We start from the raw sequence: 20199 nt of genomic DNA, 5'->3' as shown, positions 1-20199 counted from the left end.
AATTATATATTAATCGGGTATTTGTGTAGGCAGCACCGAGAATAACTTACTCTGTCGATAAAAAATAGATAATTTTTTTGCCATAGATTCTTGTAGCTTCGTGTCTATATTGGAATTTGCATGTAATTTACTAAGAATTAACTGAATTGCCAATTGAATCCAATCTAAATCAAGATGCTCTTTACAGAGTATCTTTTGATTAAAATGCCAAAAGTGCAAACAGCAACTAGCGGCAAAAACCCAACAATAGTGTTCTGCCAAACGAAAAGCAATCAAACTACGTGGTTCCAACTGCTTTTGTTTTTGTAAATGCATTATCTGTTGATCAAGTCTATCAATTTCATGACGAATAGCAATGATTAGAGGGTCAATTTGCTCCGATTTCAATATACTTAACCCAGCCAAAATATTATCCTCTTCATGCAGAGAAAGACTTAAATCAGTGATGTTAAATAGGGGGCAACTCTTTTTAAGATCAAAAATATCTTCCAGTTGCATGAGTTGATTTGATGGACAAGATCCTCGCAATCGAGCCTGAGATAATAAATTGGCTGCAATTAAAGACAAATTAACCTGACTACTTCCATCAAATAATCCAACTACTTTAATGTCACGCCTTATTTTCTGAAACATAGCCCATTCGGTGGTACGCAAATAAGCACGGGCACCCAACACTAAGCCACACTCTTCAACGATATCTTCAGTCATTTTGGGAATGAGAAATTTTATGATTGCCGACCAGAAAGAGAGCTTTTGCGGCATCACTGAGCCAGCACGCGCTATAACTAACCCCATACAATCAGCAATAAGTAATTGAGTAAACTGCTCACCCAACCGATGTTTCACTACAGGAATTTCATAAGCAGGCTTATTGTATAAATGTCTCTTAAGACTAAAAGCAAGTGTCAAACGCAAAGCTGTGTCTGCAGCTCCTGTAGAAAAAGAAGCACATAATGTTCTTGAAACTTGTAATATTTTATAGGTGATTTCTAAACCTTGTTTTTCGTTACCCACCAACGCATCTTGAGACAAAAAAACGTTATCTAAAGAAAAACCACTAATGTCTAATCCTCTTACCCCTAAAGTGGGTAACTTAGATGTGGGGGTAAATCCAGATGCCACTGCAGACTTATCTAAAAGAAATACTGAAAAACCTAATGGGCCACCTCTATCATGGGTGCGACAAAGAATACTGGCAGCATGACCCTGAGTAGCAAAATTGACACACCATTTTTTTCCTGATAATTGCCATCCATCGTGGTGGACTTTAGCGACCACCTCATTAGCCATAATATCTGAACCATGCTCCTCCTCAGTTAAAGCAAAAGCCACAATGTCACCACGTCGAAAAAGCGCAACTATTTTCTGTTGTTGCTTTATAGTTCCAGCCAACCAAAGAGGTAAGGCACCTAAAAAAGACAAATTTACAGCAATCGCAGTAGTCAGATCTCGCCTACTAATTGATTTAATCAAAGCATAAATAGAATCGAGTGAATCCAGCTTTCCACCTAGTTGTTGGGGAATTAAATAGTCCATAAACTTCCATTGCTGAATGAATTTAATTTGTGGCCAAGCAAGTAACTCTTGCTCATCATAGTCTAAGCTTTGTTTAAAATTAACTGGAGTTTCTTGAGTTTCGGGATTACCTAAATAAGATTCGAAAGAGCGACTTAATCGCATTAAACTAGTGTACGAAGGCATTATGATCCTTAAATAACATGAGCTCGATACTACACAATTGAATGTCTTGCCTCTCCCAAATGATCCATCTTTCGATATAAATATTCTAAATGCTGCGCCAAACGTCCACGCACCTGATTTGGAGTAATAATTTCATCGATTAATCCAGAAGAAAAAGCATCCATTAAGGAGGAGTTAAGAGGTAAAGTTTCAGAGGCTTGGACTTGCTCATCAGCTGATACTTGACCATCTGTATGCTGAATTTTTTTGGTCGTTTCTTTACTCATTACTCCCAAATTTGCAGTTTCTAAAGCTAAAACCAGATCCCCGTTCTGGGAAGCGGTTTGCATCATTAAAAATGCTGCGGCTCCATAACACTTACGCACAACGACACTCATCCTAGGTACTCGAGTTTGCATTGCTGTACATAATCGAGCTCCATGCAGCAGTAAACCCTTTTGCTCTTCACGCTTTCCCGGCATAAATCCAGGAACATCGATTAAAGTAAGCACAGGAATACCGTATGCATCACAGATACGAATAAATTTGGCTGCCTTTTGTGCTGCATCGGAATCAATCGCACCACTAAAGCGAATACTTTGATTCGCAACAATACCTACTGCATATCCATGAATATGTACAAAAGCGCAAATCATCGCTTGGCCATAAGTGCTTTTGTAGTGCCAAACATCAGAGTTATCCACTATAGCTTGAATTAATTCATGCATATTAAAAGGCACTCTAGGATCGGCTGGAATTGCAGGCATCGAATGTAGCGGTTCAAGAACGGCGTGGATAGGTGGATACTCACGATTATGTGAAGGAAAAAAATCGAGCATCATTTTCACATGATTAATTTGCTTCACCAAGCTGTCATCCACAAAATCAGCCAGGCCAGTAGTACTCGCATGCATTGCTGTACCACCTAATTCACTCATACTCACCTTTTCACCAATTGCTTGCTGCACAACCATAGGGCTGGTTACCATCAAGTAACTGCGATGCTTGTTAAAAAAAAGCAAATCCATTAATACTGCCGAATAAGCAGGTGCTCCAAGTGTTGGCGCAACAAGAATAGCGAATTGCGGAACAAGCCCTGATAAATTAATATTCCGTGCAATAACTTGAGTGTATCCATCACCACTTAATAAATTTTCCTCTAAAGAAATACCTGGTGAAGCAAGAAATGCAACGATAGGAATTCGTAACTCTTTAGCCCTATCCATTAAGCGTATAATTTTTCGGGCACCTTGGTTGGTAATATAACCGCGATTGACTGAATTATTATGAGCATAAACTGCCACAGGTCGTTGATTCACTTTAGCTAAACCTGTAATTACTTCAGCACCATACTGTACCTGTAATTGATTATCGGGCGCATAATCCGCAAACAATGGAAGAAAACTCTGCTCATCAATTAGGCTTTCTATCCATTTCATTGCAGTTCTATCAGCAGACAGTGAGGTCATTTTTTATTCATTCAAATAAGCTATTATAAAATATACACCTCGTAATTATTTGGGTCAATTTAAAAAAACAGCTATAATTGAAACACATAAGTTCTTACTCGTTGTAAGAAGAGAAAATAATAAAGGTAAATTATGGTTATTTTACAACCCAGTATTCGTTTTGATATTACTGCCACATCTCGAGTTTTACCTAGTTCACCACCGATATCTAACCTTGAAATTTTACAAAACTTCCCAAGAACATCCGATAAATCGTTATCTTTTTTAGAAAAGTTTGCCCAAAAGATTGGAGAAGAATTTGGTTTTTATTCTCGTTATTGGTGTCATAAACCTTGGGAAGCTATGGACAAGTCCAGAGAATTAACTGCGGAGTCGCTAGCTACTTTGGCCGTACAAAAGCTACTTACAGATAATAGGTCTCCAATACATGCCTTTTTACTGGGATCTACCACGAATAAACGGTTCACTGGATCACAGGCTGCTGCTGTCTTGGGACATTTGGGGATCGAGGCTCCTGCTTATGATTTAAAAACTGGATGTTCCACTTCATTATCTACTTTGCATCTTGCCTACGCCTTAATGGCTCTTGGTTATAAGAATATCTTGGTCAGCTGCGCTGAAACATTATCCAAAGTCATCGATCCTGAAAATGAAAAAACATGGATTGGATTGGCTGACGGTGCTGCGGCCCTACTTCTGGAAAAGAATGAATTAGGCGCATTTTCCGTTGAAAAAACCTTTTTTTCTACCGATGGAAAATATGTTGACGCGTTTACAACCCAAGGTGTTTTTCCACCCACAAAAGAACAATTAGATACGGTAGGTTACCATCTGATCGGCGATGAAACACTCATGAAAGAACTCGCCTACAATAAGTACAAACATATGTTAACTCATTTGTTACCCACAGAAGAAGAGAGAAAAGCCATCACCTGGGTAATTCCTCATCAAGTAAATCGTAAATTAATTACTCAAATTCTTCAAGAGCACTACATGCTTAACAAAGCAATTATATGGGATGCAGACTCCATTGGTAATATTGGCGGTGCATCCATTCTCTACTCTTTAGCAAGAGCAGTAAAAGAAAAAATTTTTGACAGGCCTGGAAAGATACTCCTAATGAGTGTAGGTGGAGGACTTTCTTATGCGGGACAAATTTTGCACTATCACACCAATTAAGGATAGAGATGAATAAAGAAATAATCCATTGTCCATCTCTGGTTGATGTTGTCCGACTTAGGACCCAAAATACCCCAAACCAAGTAAGTTGTACTTTTATTAATAGAAATTTAGAAGAGAAAATGACTTACTCTGATCTGGATCAACATGCTCGAGCAATTGCTGCAGAATTACAAATACGTGGAGCACAACCAGGCGATAGGATTCTGTTATTATTTTCTCCCGGACTGCCGTTTATTCAAGCTTTTTTTGGCTGCCTTTATGCAGGATGTATCGCTGTACCTATTCATCCTCCTGCTCAAAAAAAACTACTCGAAAAAGCGCATCGAATTATAAGTAATGCAAAACCAACATGTGCAATTATGACTTCCGATCATGTGAATAAATTTAGTGATTCTGGTCCAGAGGAAGTGCCTCATATTGACCAAATACCATGTATTACCATCGATGAAATAACATTAGCTCAAAGCACTGAATGGCAACCCCCTAATATCAGTAGAAATACCATTGCCTTTCTCCAATATACTTCGGGATCCACCATGCATCCTAAAGGAGTCATAGTCAGTCATAATAATTTGCTCGATAATTCACATAAAATATATCAAGCTTATGCCATGAATGATGAAACAATTTTTTTTAGCTGGCTTCCTCCTCATCATGATATGGGATTAATTGGCTGTATACTGACGCCTATTTATGGAGGTTTTCCAGTGTTTATGATGTCTCCATTCTCTTTTTTACAAAATCCTCTGTCATGGTTGCAAAATATTAGCAAATACAAAGCAACGATTAGTGGTAGCCCTAATTTTGCTTATGATTATTGTGTCAAACGAATTAAAGAAGAAAAAAAACAAGGTTTAGACTTAAGCTCATGGGGTATTGCATTTAATGGAGCAGAACCCATTCGTAAAGAGACTCTGGAACATTTTTATCAAGCATTTAAAGATTATGGATTTAATAAAAATGCCTTTTATCCCTGTTATGGTTTGGCAGAAGCTACTTTATTTGTAACCGGCCACACTCCTTTTACTCCCTACCGCACGCTTACTTTGGCAAAAGAACACTACCAAGATCACCGCGTAGACTTTGCTGAAGAAGGAAGTCCTCAGAGTCATAGTTTGGTCGGTTGTGGCAAATTGATACAAACAGTAAAAATTGTTGATCCCGACACCTTAACCCTCTGCACTCATGATCAAGTAGGTGAAATTTGGGTACATAGTGACAGCGTCGCTCATGGTTACTGGGAGCAAGAAAAGGAAACGAAACATGCATTTCATGGAAAAATTAAGGGTGATTCCACGCATCAAGAATACTTAAGAACAGGCGATTTAGGCTTCATCCATGAAGAAGAACTATACGTTACTGGTCGTATTAAAGATTTAATTATTCTCTATGGAAAAAACCATTACCCGCAAGATATCGAATACTGTATTTTACACAATCCAGTACATAAGCTCCTAGGCAAGTGTGCTGCTTTTGTAGTACAAACAGATCATGAATATGAACTTACTGTAATGTGTGAAGTAAAAAACCGCTTTATGGAGGCTGAAGAACAAGAATCGTTATTCAATACTATTTTTGAACTGGTTTATCAAACCCATCAACTCGAAATTCATCACCTAGTCCTTATTCCACTCAAAACCATGCCTCATACAACAAGTGGTAAAATTCGTCGAAATTTTTGCCGTCAGCACTTATTGGATAGTACACTTCCTGTAGTAGCCACCTGGAAATTAAATAAGGTTGGGAGATAAGGCATGCAATTTTTGGCTCAACACGCCCCTAAAAAAATCGCGCTAAGCTGCGACGATCAAAATTTAAATTTTGCTGAATTAGCAGCAAAAATACACAATATGTCTTTGCAATTGAAAAAACTACCTCCAGGAGTACTGGTTTTACAAGCAAAAACTCATCCTTTATTTATCATTCAATTATTAGCTGCTTTAAACATTAGAAAACCCGTTGCTCTCCTTTCTCAACAAGAGTCTGATCTGCAAAAACGAACTATTTTAAGCACCAATATGACTATTAATGAGGATGGTGAACTTATAGAGCTGCAAGAAAATCATAATCAGCATCACCCAGAATTAGCTCTGGTACTTTTTACCTCAGGAAGTACAGGACAAACGAAAGCAGTTCAACTTTCTTTAAACAATATTGTTACTAATTGTCATGCCGTGATCAAAGCATTGGAGTTTTCCAGAATAAGTAATCAACTCTTATTTTTACCTTTATCGTACTCTTTTGGCTTACTTGGTCAACTACTCCCTGGATTAATTGCTGGATTAAACACAAAATTGATAACCCAATTTACTGATATTAAAAGCTTTTTGGAAACCGGGGCGGTTCCACAAATGTGGAGCGGTGTACCTTCGCATTGGGTCGCTATGACTAAAATGGCTACACTCTATCCCGATAGTGCAGCAAAAATAAAGGCAATAGTCTCCGCTGGAGCCCCTTTGGCCATACATCTACGCGAGCATCTTATCCAAACTTTTCCCAATGCTCTAATTTATAACAATTACGGTTTAACCGAAGCTTCTCCACGAGTTTTAACTTACTCCAGCAGCGATCCGTTATTTCTAGACGATTATGCAGGGTATCCAGTAGGTGATTGGCAAGTACGCTTGTCGGAGGAGAATGAATTGCTCATCCAAGGTAGCCAGCTTATGCTCGGTTATCTCGGTGAAGAACAATCATCAAAGATCAAAAATGGTTGGTTTTACACAGGCGACTTAGCGGCGATACTTCCTACAGGCCTGGTGAGCATTAAAGGCCGTTTGGATCACATAGTCAATATAGGTGGTGAAAAAATCAATCTGATTGATATTGAGCATAAAATTTGTCAATTTGAAGGAATTAAAGAAGTAATTGTCCTCCCCCTAGCTGATGAGCTTTATGGTGTTCGTTTGCTTGCCTGCTTGGAGCGGGGTATGTTCCACACAAACACTACGGAACAAATGCTTACTGAGCAATTAAAACACCATTTTTTGCCGAAAAAGCTTCCTATTAGTGTGCAATTATTAGAAGAGCTACCCCGTAATCAACATGGAAAGCTTGATAGAAAAGCACTACTCTTAAGTATTCATAAGGAATAAATACATGCATGCCCAACGAATTCGCAACGCCTTAGGAAGAATTGGTATAACCAATCTCCCAGAAGACACCCACTCTAAATTAGAACAAGGTGGACTCGATAGTTTGATGTTAGCCTTATTAATCATTGAATTGGAGCGTGAATTCAAGATTAAGATTCCGGTGACGCCTTTAGTGAAAGAACATTATGAGTCCATAGACAGTATCGCCAAACATTTAATCGACCTGGGGGTCCAATGAATCTTTTAATCACGGGGGGATCATCAGATATTGCGCAAGCTATTGCCAAACGACGTCTGCAACTTGGTGATAAAATCATTATCACCAGTTCCAATCAAGAAAGTTTGAATAAAACATTAGTGCACTATACACAACAAGGTCTCGATATTCAGGGTTTCGTATATAATTTTTCCAATCCAGAAGCCAGCCAAGATGCCTTACACAATCTCCTGCAAGAACCCTTAGACGGCATTATCTTTAATGCATTTACGCGTGTAAGTCAGCTGCGCAAATTACACGCTTTATCGTATCCTTCATTGCGTACCTACATTGATGACAATTTGCATGGAAATGTTTGGTTGATTCATCAGCTGTTGCCCTCCTTATTAGCAAATAAGTTTGGACGACTTGTCTTAATTTCCAGTCTTTCTGCCATCACAGGAACCAGTCGTTATGGTGCATACTGCGCGGTTAAAGCCGCGTTAGAAGGATTATTTTTAAATTTGGCAGTAGATTATAGTGCTCAAAACATTTTATCCAATATTGTGCGTGTTGGATTGATTAAAACATCGAGAACAGAGCAATTCTGGAAAAGAGCTGCTTACCAAGAAAAAATGGCTCAAATTATTCCTCAAGGGATGATGGGAGAAACAGCGCAAGTTGCTGAAGCCCTAGATCCTTTATTATCCAAAACTTCATTTATGACAGGCTCTGTGGTCACAGTAAGTGGTGGTTTGCCGCTCATGCGATCAGAAGGAATATTATCATCATGAATTTATTACGTGCAGAAAAAAACATTTATCTTAAAGGCCCCTTCACGGCATTACCGGAAAAGATAATGAGTAACCAAGATGTACTCAATTGGATGAATAGTACTCAAAGTCCCACTCTGATCAGTTTCTCAACGGGAATCAGAAACAGGCACTGGGTCAATGCAGATCAAGCATGTAGCGATTTGGCTGTACTTGCAGCCGAAAAATTGTTTGCAGCAAAACCTAGCGAAAGAGATAAAATCAACCAAATCATACTAGCTACGATTTCAGGAGACTATCTTGCCCCACCCACGAGCCCTCTCGTGCAATACCGTCTTGGATTGCAAAATATTGGTGCTTTCGATATAGGCGCTGCTTGTGCTGGATTTGTAGTGGGTTTGCATACTAGTGCAGCCATTACGCAGGCAAGCATGGGAAGCATTTTATTAATCGCCAGTGAAATCCGTTCTAAATTTTTAAATAAAAATAATTTTGCAACCAGTGTCCTTTTTGGTGATGGAGCTGCCGCTTGCATCATTTCTACGAATAAAGAGAATGCAGAGTTTCGTTTTATTGCCTCAGCTTTATTTGCTGATGGTGAAGTCGGTGATACAGTATCTACTCCAGCAGGAGGCTCACGTTTGCCTGCAGCAAACTGCACTAATCCCGAGCTGTTTTACATTACCATTAAGGAAAACACGGCACTATTTGTTAAAGCAGTACACGGCATGGTAGATGGCGCACAAGAATTTCTCAACGCATTAAATCTTTCAACTACAGACATTCAGTGGCTGGTTCCTCATCAAGGAAATAAGAATTTAGTTTTATCTGTAGCAAAACAATTAGGTTTTCCTGAGGAGCGCATCATCAAAACGGTCGAAGAGACAGGTAACACCTCAGGTTCAAGCGTAGGAATTGCTTTAGATTACCTGCGTGAACACGCAAATATTAAGGAAAAAGACAAAGTACTCTTGGTTGCCGCGGGTGGTGGTGGAATTGCTGCTTGCGCTCTTTTGGAAGTTATTTGACCTAAAAAAAGCAAGTTGAGCTCGTAATGAGAACGACTAATGTGCTGAAATTATGCGATTTTCCCAATATCTTAACGGCTACAGAACGATTTACTCCGTTCAACCAAGATTCACCATCCCCCTGTTACCATAACGATTGGCTATAGCGATTTCCTCGTCTCGGCATTCCTCCTTCCTTGGCGTTCAGTATCGTAATATTTTTGATAAATGGAAATGTACGATCCATCTTTTTCTATGCTTAGAATCTCCTTGTTTATGTTCTCGATTAATGCTTTCTTATCTGGAAGAGCAATAATGCCATAACCATCCCCCATGGGTAAAGCAGGCTCTATCAGTTTAATGCCGTAATAATTATTGACAATCAATTTATAAGCAATGTTATTATTAAGTGCAATAACGTCCGTCTTTTGCTGCACTAAATCAGATATGAGATCCGAATCTATATTATAAGCAATAATCTGATTGGAGAGATAGAAAGGAGTTTGAGTTAATAGGTTATAAAAAGTACTTTTAATGGCACCAATCTTTTTGTTTTTTATATCTGCAATTTTATTGATAGAACTATCTTTTAAAGTAATAAATTGCATTTTGCTGACTGCATAAGGAATACTAATAGCATATTTTTCGGAATCAGATGAAGTATAAGGTCTTGGAAGAATGAGTAAATCAATCTTACCTTGTTCTAAAAGCTCAAATTGATTGTCATAGGTTACTTCACTATAGGTGCATTTTTTTTCGATCCGTTTGCATACCTCATTCATAAAATCGATACAAAAACCAAAATAATAAATGCCTTGATCCGTATTAACTTTCTCAGAAACGGGAAGTCCTGAGACTACTACACCGACTTTTACTGGACTACAAAAAGAAAGTGTACTGATGAATAACATCATGATAAATATTACTTTTTGTCTCATTTTAGAATTTGACTTAAGTCCATGTCATGTTGATACTTTTTACTTTAGGAAATTAAATATGACTTGTCAAACGCTTGTTTCTATTCGCTCCATTCTAGCAAGTGGTAAATTTTTTGTAACTCCCTCCATGTCATCCCGAGCGTAGTGAGGGATCTTCCCACAGGGTGCTCGAAATGAGGAGTTACAATTTTTTTACTGACATACTCTACGATTAATCCACCAAGCCAATAATAAAGTCGATAATATTCCTAGATAAACACCAATATCGTTCCAATCATTCCCAACCAGTTGCAATGCATCTGGGCTATGCCAAATTGAAAAGGGTATCGCAAGCAAAACATCCATAATTGCAGAGCCGGCAACAAGCCCGCAAGCAATGAGAGTTCCTTTTTGCTTACGGAGCACCACTTCTTGATCACGGTAGCTTTTTTTCAAATGCTTGTTCACCCAAAAAGAAATCATGCCGCCAATAAATAATGGAAAAGAAGAGGAAAGAGGTAAATACATCCCTATGGCGACTCCTAAAATGGATAAGTTCAAATAGCGCCTTAATTGAAAAAAATAATTTAAAAAAACAATAATTAAAATAATAGCTGAACCAATTAACATCATCGCCCATGGTAATGAGTTTCTAAAAACAGCTTCAGTAATTGCAGCCATTAATGCTGCTGTAGGTGCCGGTAAAGACTGATTTATATCCATATTAGGATGAGGCATTACCCCTGCTATACCATACACATCAAACAACAACTGCATTACTGGGGGAATAACCAAAGAAGAAATAACTACTCCAAGTAATAACATAAGTTGCTGTTTCCATGGTGTTGCTCCAACTAACTGCCCTACCTTCAAATCCTGAGTATTATCATTAGCAATAGCGGCAATACCTGTTACTACAGAACCAATCATGATTGTTATTGCTTCTGCTGCCTGAATTTGTTCGGTACTTAATGGGAGAGGTAACATATGATCAATCGCAATTAGCAATAACCACGCCGCAAAAAGCATCCCCGAAATAACCACAGAACTTCCAGGACTTGCCGTTACGCCTACCATGCCTGAAAAATAAGCCGTAATTACTGAAAAAATAAATCCAATAAATAAGACATACAGCACCGCTACGAAAATTAAAGTAGGTGAATATTGATTGTCTAATCCTGCTTGACCTAATGGTAAAACAAGTTGAAAAAATAAAAATAATATGGCAGCGAATGCACCGGTACCTATTAAGATATAAGGCAAAGGTATATCCTTATCAGTACGAGGGAACTGCTCCATTTTCCCTCTAGAGCTGAAGCTACTTAACGAAGCTCGAATATTTTTAGACAAGGGTTTAATTAACTTTAAAAAAGTCCATATTCCAGCAAACAACATAGCCCCTATTCCCATGTAGCGCATCTCGCTGTTCCATAAAAATGCTGCTGCTTGTTCAGGAGGATAATGATTGATGAAGTCAGGATAAATTTGACTGACCACCGGTAAGGCAATTAACCAAGAAATTATTGCCCCTAAAAATATACTGATCGCCATATCATGGCCAACAAGATAACCAGCACCTATCATTGTTGCTGAAAATCCAGCACCAAGACCAAACAAAGAGCGCTTTACAACAAACCAATATCCCCAACTACTGGCAATTATCTTGAATCCAGTTTGTAATAATTCAATTAAACCACCTAATGCACCACCAATTAATATGTCTTTAATACCGGATCGTTCAACGGATGATTTCAATACCTCAGCAATAGCCCTACCTTCTGGAAATTTTAAAGAGGCATCATGGACCAAAATACGGCGTAATGGAATGGAAAATAATACACCAAAAACCCCACCACACACTGCAATGAAAAAATTGGTTAAGTAATCAAAATGATTCCAAAAACCAATAATGATTAATGCAGGAATAGTGTAGACAATGCCACCGGCAACCGCCTCGCCAGCAGAAGCGGCTGTTTGCACCGCATTATTTTCGAGAATAGTAGAATTTTTAAAAAAACGTAAGATTCCCATAGAAATAATAGCAGCTGGAATCGAAGCAGAAGTTAGAATCCCTAGCTTCAGCGCAAGATATGCATTAGACATTGCTAGCAATACAGTGAGTATTACAGCAAGAAGCAACACTCGGACAGTAAGCTCTGGTACTTTTTTTTCTGCGGCTATAAAAGGTGTATCTGCCATTAACGACCCCAAACACTGTGCGCTACTTCAGGTTTTAATAAAGAAGCAATTTGAGATAAAGGGACACTCACTGTCTGCGGACCATAGACATAAGCAGCGACTTGGTACGTATCAAATATGATATCTATCCCTTTTGATGAAAAAGACCAGATTTTGTAGTTTTTATCTGTAGCCTTGGTACCTTCATCAACCCATTTTTTGTCTGAAATATTTTTCGCAGTAATTTTCTTGCTACAGAAATCAGCTATAGGTTTTAAATAATCCACTTCGGGACGAAATAGATCGGATAATTGGACTTGAGATCCACTAATAAAATTTAACACACTTACTGTGTTTGCGGGATGTGCTGCCCCTTTATGATTGATAGAAATCATAAACTGCACACTTAAAGCATTTTTCGTTTTATAGGGTAATGAATACGTAATATTCAATCCTGATTTCCCGGGTGCATCAGCAGGAACATCAGCATCAGCTCCAAGTCCTTTAAAAAAGCGTTGTTTGGCATTTTCAATAAAACCTTGTAATGTTGCATCAATACGAGGGTCCTTAAATCCCTCTGGGTACTTGATATCCAGAATATAAGCAGCGGTTTCTTTTTGAACTGATACCGGATAAATTGCGTAAACAACAAAAGAACATGCTATAAGGCAGAAAGATAAAACAATTTTTAAAAGTTTTAGCATAATTTTATTCCCAATTATTTTTCTTGGAAGAAACCCATTCGCCTGCGATCATCATTTGATGAGGCAAGGGATAGGCAAAATAATAACAAAGAGCTGCGCTGTCATCAGTAGACCAAAGAACTAAATCTGCTGCCATTCCTACAGCGATTTCCCCTACTTCATGGTGTATTCCTAATGCTTTTGCTGCGTGATGAGTAACCGCAGCCAAAACTTCAGGGACAGTTAACGAAAAAAATTGACAGGCCATACTCATCATTAAACGTAATGATGCAGTTGGTGATGAACCAGGATTACAATCAGAAGCAACAGCCATACTCACACCAGCTTGGCGCAATAAATCTACGGGAGGTTTATGTTTTTCACGCAGAAAATAATAGGCTCCTGGAAGTAAAACAGCAACTGTGTTTGCTTCTGCCATAGCACATGCTCCTTTTGCATCAAGAAACTCTAAATGATCGCAAGACAAAGCGCCAAATTCTGCCGCAAGTTTACTTGCACCGAGATTGGATAACTGCTCAGCATGACATTTTATAGGAAGGTTTAATTCACGAGCTGCACTAAAAATTTGCTCCGTTTGCTTGAGCGAAAAGGCAATGGATTCACAGAAAACATCTACAGCGTCCGCTAAATTTTCTTCAGCTAGGATAGGTAGCATTTCTTGGCAAATCACATCAACATAAGCTTGGCTGTTTCCTTTAAACTCTGGCCCTATTGCATGCGCCCCAAGAAAGGTTTTTCTAACTCTTAAACCCGTTAATTCACCTAAACGTTTGGCTACGCGCAACATTTTCATTTCATTGGATAAATCTAATCCATAACCTGATTTAATCTCAACAGTGGTCACTCCGTCTTCACGTAGAGCTAGAATTCTTGGTAACGATTGCTGAATCAATTCTTCCTCAGAAACTGCTCGAGTCTGTTTGACTGTTGATAATATTCCACCACCTTTTTTTGCAATTTCGGTATAACTTACTCCAGCAAGTTTCATTTGAAACTCAGAGGAACGATTGCCTGCATAAACCAAATGAGTATGACAATCAATAAGACCTGGAGTAAGCAGCTTTCCATGACAATCTTCTTTTTGCTGTGTTTGATAAAACTGTGGCGGTATTTGTTCTTGTGCGCCACACCAAGCGATAAGGCCATTTTTAATCGCAACAGCCTGCTGCCACGATTGGTTTCCTTGAGCATCAATAATCGATGCATTTATTAATAATTTATCGCAAGCAAACATTAAAAATTCCAATGAAGAACTTGATGAGGAGGCTTGAGCCAAGCATGATGATGGTCGGTATCATAGATGTCCCACTCCTTAGATGCATAAGTTTTCTTATCAACATCTAATAAAAGCCATGTCAAAAACTCAGCAACTGTATCTGGTGAAATCAAGCGATTTTCGTCTTTCAGGCGCTGATAAAAATTAATACGGTCATAATCAGGATTAGCGCTACTTCGGGCAATCACTTGCATATGGGTATCAATGATCCCAGGCATAACACTAGCAAAAGCAATGTCCTCGGATTCTAATTGCCAACATTGAGTGAGCATTGATAAAGCAGCCTTAGAGACACAATAAGCAGCCCAACCTCTAATCGGGAAATAGGCTGCTCCTGAACCAATATTTAGCACTTTTCCATTAATTAATCTCGTATAAAGTTTTTGGGTAAGAAAAAGAGCGGCATTCAAATTGGTATTTAATGCCTGTTGCCACTCTTGAAATTCTACATCCTTTAATGGGACTAAAGGATTTAAAGTGCCCGCATTATTGATCAGGGCATCAATATGAGGTATTTCAAGTAAATAATTTTTGATAGACTCTAGTCCTTTAGCAGTTGTAATATCAGCGCACACATATTGAATCTTTTCTGACGTGGCTGCTACTTCTAGCAAGAATTGCTCTCGGCGACCAATAATTAAAACAGATTGATCACGTTTTGCCAAAGAAAAAGCTAAAGACTTCCCAATCCCACTTCCGCCGCCGGTAATTACAAACATGATATCCTCTGCACATTTATTAATGTGTGCAAATGATACCAGACATTGAATAAACTTGGCATAATTTTATGCGCTCCTGCTGTAGAAAAGAGCATCTTAATATAATCTTAGATTTTTTAGGAACTAAAAAATGAGAACGTACTCGATGAAACTCCCAATTAATTTAATTCTGTTGTTTGGATTAATTTTTTGTTATAGATCAGTATCGGCAACAATGCCCCTACAATGCCCAAAAGTCATTAAAACAACAGAGTCTTTACAGCAAAAAATAACTGATTGGGATACTTTTTTTGATGATTGGAACATGGAGCATCGTTTTACGCGAGTCACCTTTTATGAGGGGCATCCCAAAGAACACGCCAGTTTGGCTCCCGATAATGAAAACACGAAAAGTCAAAAACTAACTTGGACATTTAATAACCAAGAAATTTGGATAGCTTGTGGATATACAAATACTACCCTTGAATTAATTCAAAAACTTCCTGATAGGACTAAAAAATGCACCATCATGTATAATACAGACTTTTCTCAAGTTATTGCTATTGATTGTGAGTCAAATTGAGATTGGCATAAGCATCATCCTAGAAAAAGCAGTTGGTTCCATAGTGAGCAGTAGGACATAACTGCTTTTTCTAGGATCATATATCAAACCATAGGAGGAATTTAATGTTTGAACATCTTTCCAATTATCACCAACCTAACTCTACACTTTGGCAAGGCAGAACAGATACGATAAAAGCAGAACGATTTTTTCAAAAAATTATTTTTCCCAAACAACAAACTGAGCTAATCACTAAAGAGAAAAAAACCATTTTTTTAGGTTTTGCTAGTGATGCAGGGGTCAAACGAAATCTAGGACGACCGGGCGCAAAATTAGGTCCTGATCACCTAAAAACTCAGCTGGCAAAATTACCTTGCTCTCTAGATAAGGAGTTTTGGGATTTGGGAACTATTACTTGTGAAGGTGATGAATTAGAAACAGCCCAGTCACAATTTGCCCATCTGATCAGTTTTTGTCATCAACAAGGCCATCAAACCATTGCCTTGGGTGGTGGACATGAGATCGCATGGGCACATTATCAAGGATTAGCGCCCCACTACAGTAAATTAGGTATTATTAATTTCGACGCTCATTTTGATTTAAGACCTTATCAGAAAAATCAGCCAGGTACATCGGGCACTCCTTTTTCACAAATTGCTGCTTATTGTCATGAAAATAACCAAAACTTTCATTATTGTTGCCTGGGAATTCAAAAAATGGGGAACACTGATTCTTTATTTCAACAAGCGAACGAACTTAATGTCCGTTACCTCACGGCAGAAGAGATCTATGCAAACAGCTTAGCCTGGCATTTAGCTTTTCTTGATGATTTCATGCTTAATTTGGATCATATCTACTTAACTATATGCTTAGATGTATTGGCAGAATCTTTCGCGCCTGGGGTGAGCGCTCCGCAACCATTAGGACTTACTCCATGGCAAATTCTACCTCTCTTGAAATACATTATTCAAAGTGGCAAAGTAGTTAGTTTTGATATTGCCGAATTGTCGCCACCACTGGATCAAGACCAAAAAACTGTTAGACTAGCGGCTCTTATTATTGCAGAATTGATACATACACTTTAAGGAGTCAGTTTCATGAAGAATACGATACTCTGGGGTACTCTTATCACTTTAATGGGTACTCAGGTACAAGTATATGCTGATGTTGCTCAACCAGCATCGCCACCAGCTCAAACACCTAATACTCTTGCAAGCCCTCAAACGCCGCAAACACCTCCAGCACAAAGCTTGCCATCAATTAATCCAGGACAACCTACACCACCTCCTGTTATCAATTGCGAGTATAAAATTCCACCAGAAACAAAAAAAATTGATCAATCACTGGTTATCACCTGGTCAGAAAAAGCGGTAACTCAAACCTTTGATTTTGACCCTAATAAAGTAGATGAGCAATTACAAAAGCTAGAAGCTTGTTTTACAGAACAAGGATGGACAGGTTTTAATACAGCACTACAAAAGTCAGGAAATTTAGAAGCCATCAAATCACAAAAACTCACGGTAAGTAGTCAAGTGCTAGGGCATGCTACTGTCACAGAGGTGAAAGAAAATCAATGGAAAATTAATTTGCCCCTACAAGTTGTTTATCAAAATGAGAAAGAAAAAGTTACCCAACTACTCAATGTTGACGTAACTATTGCTCGAAAAATGACAGGGGATTTAGGGATTGCGCAAATGATTGCTGCACCAAGAAATACAGAAAAATCGCCAACCTCAGATACAGCGGATACTACCAGTAATCCGGCAACTATTCCAGCTACAACCACCCCAGCTACAACTACTCCAGCTGCAACTACTACTGAGCCAACAAAACCGTTACTACCACCAAACAGTCAATAATTCTTTCGACATGGACAGGCCTTCTTTTTGCAAGTGAAGGAGGGCCTAGCATCCGTTCGAGGCATGAATAATACACCCCACCCCGCAATTGATAGGCGGGATGTAGGTATCAATGTGTTTCTTTCTTAATTCTATTTGAGCTTGGCGCATACCTCCCAAATCGATTATGTTGCCTGTGTTTTATGAACTCCATTTTCATCAGGGTAAGCCAAAACAATGACCTTAGTGCCAATTTGGAAAAAGTTTTCGCTTAACCATTTAGCCGCACTGGGGAAAATACGTACACAACCATGGCTTGATGGATGTTCAGGAACTTCATATGCCGCATGAATAGTATATCCTTGATAGAAATAAGTACAATAAGGCATTTTTGCTCCACCTTTTGTATCTACAGGATATTCTCCTGATCGACACTCAGGTCCTCTCCTGTTATATACCTTAAAAGTTCCCGTCACTGTTCTACAGGATTGGTTTGTATTTTCCTCGCAAACATCTATCCCAGCTGAACCGCCACCAGTTAATAACCGATTTCCTTCTTCATCATATGCAGCCCAGGCAGAGGCTTTGGGATCAAAAATGAATCGTCTTTCTCCTGTTGCACTAATTTTCTGAGGAAAATAGTCACGACCACGCTTGTCTTTTGTATAATGAACCGTTCTGTGAACATAACCCGCATCATCAGTAATTAAAGTAGATTCATCATATTCAACACAGGCTGTCAACCCGAAGCATAGTAACAAACCTGTCCAAAACAACTTATTCATCTAAATTTTATCTCCACTTAATTTAACGTCAGTTCGATATACAAAATAAAATTATTTTGTATATCGAACTGATTTCATTTAAAACTCATGTTAATTTAAACTATGATTCTAATTTTCGGTATTTAATACGTGATGGCCTATCCGCAGCATCGCCCAAACGACGCTTTCTATCTGCTTCATAATCACTATAATTTCCTTCAATAAAAGTTATTTGTGAGTCTCCTTCAAAAGCCATCAAATGCGTACAAATTCTATCCAAAAACCAGCGATCGTGGGAAATTACAATCACGCAGCCTGGAAAATTGAGAATTGCATCTTCCAAAGCACGTAAAGTTTCAACATCTAAATCATTACTGGGTTCGTCAAGTAACAATAGATTTCCACCACTTTTCAATAACTTTGCTAAATGCACACGATTTCGCTCTCCTCCAGAAAGTTGTGACATTTTCTTTTGCTGATCCGATCCTTTAAAGTTAAAACGTCCTACATAAGCACGTGAAGGCATTTGGAAACTACCTACTTGCATAATATCATGTCCATCAGATATTTCTTGCCATACTGTTTTATTGGGATCTAATTCATCACGTAACTGATCCACATAGGCTAATTGCACTGTTTCACCGATACGAATCACACCGCTATCGGGTTCCTCTTGTCCTGTAATCATTTTTAAGAAGGTCGATTTACCTGCTCCATTTGGACCAATAATGCCTAAAACACCACCTTTTGGAAGTTTGAAATCAAAATTATCAATTAAAATGCGATCACCAAATGATTTAGTAATTTTTTCTCCTTCAAGTACGAGATCCCCCAATCGCTCACCCGGAGGAATATAAATTTCATTGGTTTCATTTCGCTTTTGGAATTCCTTGGAGTTCATTTCTTCAAAACGAGCAAGACGTGCTTTATTTTTTGCATGACGTCCTTTAGGAGACGTACGTACCCATTCTAGCTCGGCTTTAAGAGCACGTTGATGCGCATCTTCTTGTTTCTGCTCCATCTCTAAACGTGCTTCTTTTTGTTCAAGCCAAGAGGTATAATTGCCTTTATACGGAATACCTTCGCCTCTATCTAACTCTAAAATCCATTCAGCAGCATTATCCAGAAAATATCTATCATGAGTAATTGCTACTACTGTACCCGGAAAACCTTCAAGATAATGCTCTAGCCACGCTACTGACTCAGCATCCAAATGGTTCGTTGGCTCATCAAGTAATAACATATCTGGGTTAGAAAGTAATAATCGACATAAGGCAACACGACGACGCTCACCTCCTGATAATTTTCCAACTACAGCATCCCAATCAGGTAATCGCAGTGCATCAGCAGCAACATCTAACTTTCTATCTAAATCCCAACCGCCACCAGTTTCAATTTCATTTTGCAATTCACCTTGTTCTGCGAGCAACGCATTCATTTCATCATCACTCATAGGCTCAGCAAAACGCATACTGATTTCGTCAAAGCGCGCAAGTTTTTCTTTCATGTCTTTCACGCCCTCTTCAACAACTTCACGCACTGTTTTATCCAAATGAAGTTGAGGTTCCTGTTCAAGATAACCAATCTTAATCCCTGGTTGGGGTCTAGCTTCTCCTTCATATCGTGTATCAACACCAGCCATAATGCGTAATAAAGTTGATTTACCAGAACCATTTAAACCTAAAACACCAATCTTAGCGCCTGGGAAAAAACTTAATGATATATCTTTCAAAATAAATCGTTGATTTTCGACAATCTTACTCACACGATTCATGGTAAAAATATATTGTGACATAACTACTCCGTTTTTCTTTAAACTTGGGAACGTACATGAAATAACTTGGACATTTTGATCTTCCA

General features: G+C 38.5%; 18 protein-coding genes. 9 read left to right on the top strand and 9 right to left on the bottom strand.

The window, feature by feature from the left end; genetic code table 11:
• Positions 1–9: 9 nt before the first annotated feature.
• Together Lgra_RS11025 and Lgra_RS11020 are read right to left on the bottom strand one after the other, a co-directional pair.
• The gene (locus Lgra_RS11025; RefSeq protein WP_058499334.1) at positions 10–1701 is read right to left on the bottom strand and encodes an acyl-CoA dehydrogenase family protein; all 1692 of its coding nucleotides are present in this window, start codon (positions 1699–1701) and stop codon (positions 10–12) included.
• Between the two features lie 29 nt (positions 1702–1730).
• Positions 1731–3149, bottom strand: coding sequence for an acyl-CoA carboxylase subunit beta (locus tag Lgra_RS11020; protein ID WP_058499333.1), 1419 nt, complete (start codon positions 3147–3149; stop codon positions 1731–1733).
• Positions 3150–3281: 132 nt separating this feature from the next.
• Here Lgra_RS11020 and Lgra_RS11015 point away from each other — a divergent pair, with 132 nt between their 5' ends.
• The 6 genes from Lgra_RS11015 to Lgra_RS10990 are packed head-to-tail and all read left to right on the top strand — an operon-like array spanning position 3282 to position 9423.
• Positions 3282–4328 (top strand): 3-oxoacyl-[acyl-carrier-protein] synthase III C-terminal domain-containing protein, encoded by a 1047-nt coding sequence (locus Lgra_RS11015; RefSeq protein WP_058499332.1) that lies wholly within the window; start codon positions 3282–3284, stop codon positions 4326–4328.
• Positions 4329–4336: 8 nt separating this feature from the next.
• The gene (locus tag Lgra_RS11010; RefSeq protein WP_058499331.1) at positions 4337–6082 is read left to right on the top strand and encodes a fatty acyl-AMP ligase; all 1746 of its coding nucleotides are present in this window, start codon (positions 4337–4339) and stop codon (positions 6080–6082) included.
• Positions 6083–6085: 3 nt separating this feature from the next.
• The gene (locus Lgra_RS11005) at positions 6086–7426 is read left to right on the top strand and encodes a class I adenylate-forming enzyme family protein (RefSeq protein WP_058499330.1); all 1341 of its coding nucleotides are present in this window, start codon (positions 6086–6088) and stop codon (positions 7424–7426) included.
• A 4-nt stretch (positions 7427–7430) separates the two neighbouring features.
• Entirely contained in the window at positions 7431–7664 is a 234-nt protein-coding gene (locus tag Lgra_RS11000; RefSeq protein WP_058499329.1) for an acyl carrier protein, read from the top strand.
• On the top strand, positions 7661–8416 hold the full coding sequence (locus Lgra_RS10995) for an SDR family NAD(P)-dependent oxidoreductase (RefSeq protein WP_058499328.1): 756 nt from the start codon (positions 7661–7663) through the stop codon (positions 8414–8416). Before Lgra_RS11000 ends, Lgra_RS10995 begins: the two co-directional genes overlap by 4 nt.
• A complete protein-coding gene (locus Lgra_RS10990; protein ID WP_058499327.1) occupies positions 8413–9423 on the top strand; it encodes a 3-oxoacyl-ACP synthase III family protein in 1011 nt (336 codons plus the stop codon). The genes Lgra_RS10995 and Lgra_RS10990 overlap by 4 nt, the downstream gene beginning before the upstream one ends.
• 140 nt (positions 9424–9563) lie before the next feature.
• Here the strand turns inward: Lgra_RS10990 and Lgra_RS10985 are convergent, their stop codons facing one another.
• From Lgra_RS10985 to Lgra_RS10965, 5 genes are all read right to left on the bottom strand, one after another.
• Positions 9564–10316: a transporter substrate-binding domain-containing protein gene (locus tag Lgra_RS10985; RefSeq protein WP_162264323.1), complete on the bottom strand. Its 753-nt coding sequence runs from the start codon at positions 10314–10316 to the stop codon at positions 9564–9566.
• Between the two features lie 216 nt (positions 10317–10532).
• A complete protein-coding gene (locus Lgra_RS10980; protein WP_058499325.1) occupies positions 10533–12518 on the bottom strand; it encodes an OPT family oligopeptide transporter in 1986 nt (661 codons plus the stop codon).
• Entirely contained in the window at positions 12518–13201 is a 684-nt protein-coding gene (locus tag Lgra_RS10975) for an RsiV family protein (RefSeq protein WP_058499324.1), read from the bottom strand. The genes Lgra_RS10980 and Lgra_RS10975 overlap by 1 nt, the downstream gene beginning before the upstream one ends.
• Before the next feature lie 4 nt (positions 13202–13205).
• Positions 13206–14435, bottom strand: coding sequence for an imidazolonepropionase (hutI, locus tag Lgra_RS10970; protein WP_058499323.1), 1230 nt, complete (start codon positions 14433–14435; stop codon positions 13206–13208).
• Positions 14435–15196: an SDR family NAD(P)-dependent oxidoreductase gene (locus Lgra_RS10965; protein ID WP_058499322.1), complete on the bottom strand. Its 762-nt coding sequence runs from the start codon at positions 15194–15196 to the stop codon at positions 14435–14437. The genes hutI and Lgra_RS10965 overlap by 1 nt, the downstream gene beginning before the upstream one ends.
• Before the next feature lie 130 nt (positions 15197–15326).
• Between Lgra_RS10965 and Lgra_RS10960 the strand changes: the two genes are divergently transcribed.
• The 3 genes from Lgra_RS10960 (at position 15327) to Lgra_RS10950 (ending at position 17596) form a co-directional block, all read left to right on the top strand.
• The gene (locus Lgra_RS10960) at positions 15327–15758 is read left to right on the top strand and encodes an STY0301 family protein (protein ID WP_238584426.1); all 432 of its coding nucleotides are present in this window, start codon (positions 15327–15329) and stop codon (positions 15756–15758) included.
• A gap of 104 nt (positions 15759–15862) precedes the next feature.
• Positions 15863–16822, top strand: coding sequence for a formimidoylglutamase (gene hutG / locus Lgra_RS10955; protein ID WP_058499320.1), 960 nt, complete (start codon positions 15863–15865; stop codon positions 16820–16822).
• Between the two features lie 12 nt (positions 16823–16834).
• Complete coding sequence (locus Lgra_RS10950; RefSeq protein WP_058499319.1) at positions 16835–17596, top strand: DotI/IcmL family type IV secretion protein; 762 nt, start codon at positions 16835–16837, stop codon at positions 17594–17596.
• A gap of 164 nt (positions 17597–17760) precedes the next feature.
• Here the strand turns inward: Lgra_RS10950 and Lgra_RS10945 are convergent, their stop codons facing one another.
• Together Lgra_RS10945 and ettA are read right to left on the bottom strand one after the other, a co-directional pair.
• Complete coding sequence (locus Lgra_RS10945) at positions 17761–18360, bottom strand: L,D-transpeptidase (RefSeq protein ID WP_058499318.1); 600 nt, start codon at positions 18358–18360, stop codon at positions 17761–17763.
• 100 nt (positions 18361–18460) lie between these two features.
• Positions 18461–20134, bottom strand: a complete 1674-nt coding sequence (gene ettA, locus Lgra_RS10940) for an energy-dependent translational throttle protein EttA (protein ID WP_058499317.1) — start codon at positions 20132–20134, stop codon at positions 18461–18463.
• Between the last annotated feature and the right edge of the window lie 65 nt (positions 20135–20199).

The sequence above is a fragment of the Legionella gratiana genome (assembly GCF_001467695.1).
In the GTDB taxonomy this organism is placed as follows: Bacteria; Pseudomonadota; Gammaproteobacteria; order Legionellales; family Legionellaceae; genus Legionella; species Legionella gratiana.
The sequence above is the reverse complement of the archived record's forward strand: the minus strand, read 5'-3'. Positions and strand labels throughout refer to the sequence as shown.

Excerpts from the sequence above, each read along its gene's own strand:
- Lgra_RS10965 (WP_058499322.1), bottom strand. The coding sequence starts at position 15,196 with ATGTTTGTAATTACCGGCGGCGGAAGTGGGATTGGGAAGTCTTTAGCT.
- Lgra_RS11000 (WP_058499329.1), top strand. The coding sequence starts at position 7,431 with ATGCATGCCCAACGAATTCGCAACGCCTTAGGAAGAATTGGTATAACC.
- Lgra_RS10985 (WP_162264323.1), bottom strand. The coding sequence starts at position 10,316 with ATGATGTTATTCATCAGTACACTTTCTTTTTGTAGTCCAGTAAAAGTC.
- Lgra_RS11015 (WP_058499332.1), top strand. The coding sequence starts at position 3,282 with ATGGTTATTTTACAACCCAGTATTCGTTTTGATATTACTGCCACATCT.
- hutI (WP_058499323.1), bottom strand. The coding sequence starts at position 14,435 with ATGTTTGCTTGCGATAAATTATTAATAAATGCATCGATTATTGATGCT.
- ettA (WP_058499317.1), bottom strand. The coding sequence starts at position 20,134 with ATGTCACAATATATTTTTACCATGAATCGTGTGAGTAAGATTGTCGAA.
- Lgra_RS11005 (WP_058499330.1), top strand. The coding sequence starts at position 6,086 with ATGCAATTTTTGGCTCAACACGCCCCTAAAAAAATCGCGCTAAGCTGC.
- Lgra_RS10980 (WP_058499325.1), bottom strand. The coding sequence starts at position 12,518 with ATGGCAGATACACCTTTTATAGCCGCAGAAAAAAAAGTACCAGAGCTT.
- Lgra_RS10995 (WP_058499328.1), top strand. The coding sequence starts at position 7,661 with ATGAATCTTTTAATCACGGGGGGATCATCAGATATTGCGCAAGCTATT.
- Lgra_RS10975 (WP_058499324.1), bottom strand. The coding sequence starts at position 13,201 with ATGCTAAAACTTTTAAAAATTGTTTTATCTTTCTGCCTTATAGCATGT.
- Lgra_RS11020 (WP_058499333.1), bottom strand. The coding sequence starts at position 3,149 with ATGACCTCACTGTCTGCTGATAGAACTGCAATGAAATGGATAGAAAGC.
- Lgra_RS10990 (WP_058499327.1), top strand. The coding sequence starts at position 8,413 with ATGAATTTATTACGTGCAGAAAAAAACATTTATCTTAAAGGCCCCTTC.
- Lgra_RS10945 (WP_058499318.1), bottom strand. The coding sequence starts at position 18,360 with ATGAATAAGTTGTTTTGGACAGGTTTGTTACTATGCTTCGGGTTGACA.
- Lgra_RS10950 (WP_058499319.1), top strand. The coding sequence starts at position 16,835 with ATGAAGAATACGATACTCTGGGGTACTCTTATCACTTTAATGGGTACT.
- hutG (WP_058499320.1), top strand. The coding sequence starts at position 15,863 with ATGTTTGAACATCTTTCCAATTATCACCAACCTAACTCTACACTTTGG.
- Lgra_RS11025 (WP_058499334.1), bottom strand. The coding sequence starts at position 1,701 with ATGCCTTCGTACACTAGTTTAATGCGATTAAGTCGCTCTTTCGAATCT.
- Lgra_RS11010 (WP_058499331.1), top strand. The coding sequence starts at position 4,337 with ATGAATAAAGAAATAATCCATTGTCCATCTCTGGTTGATGTTGTCCGA.
- Lgra_RS10960 (WP_238584426.1), top strand. The coding sequence starts at position 15,327 with ATGAGAACGTACTCGATGAAACTCCCAATTAATTTAATTCTGTTGTTT.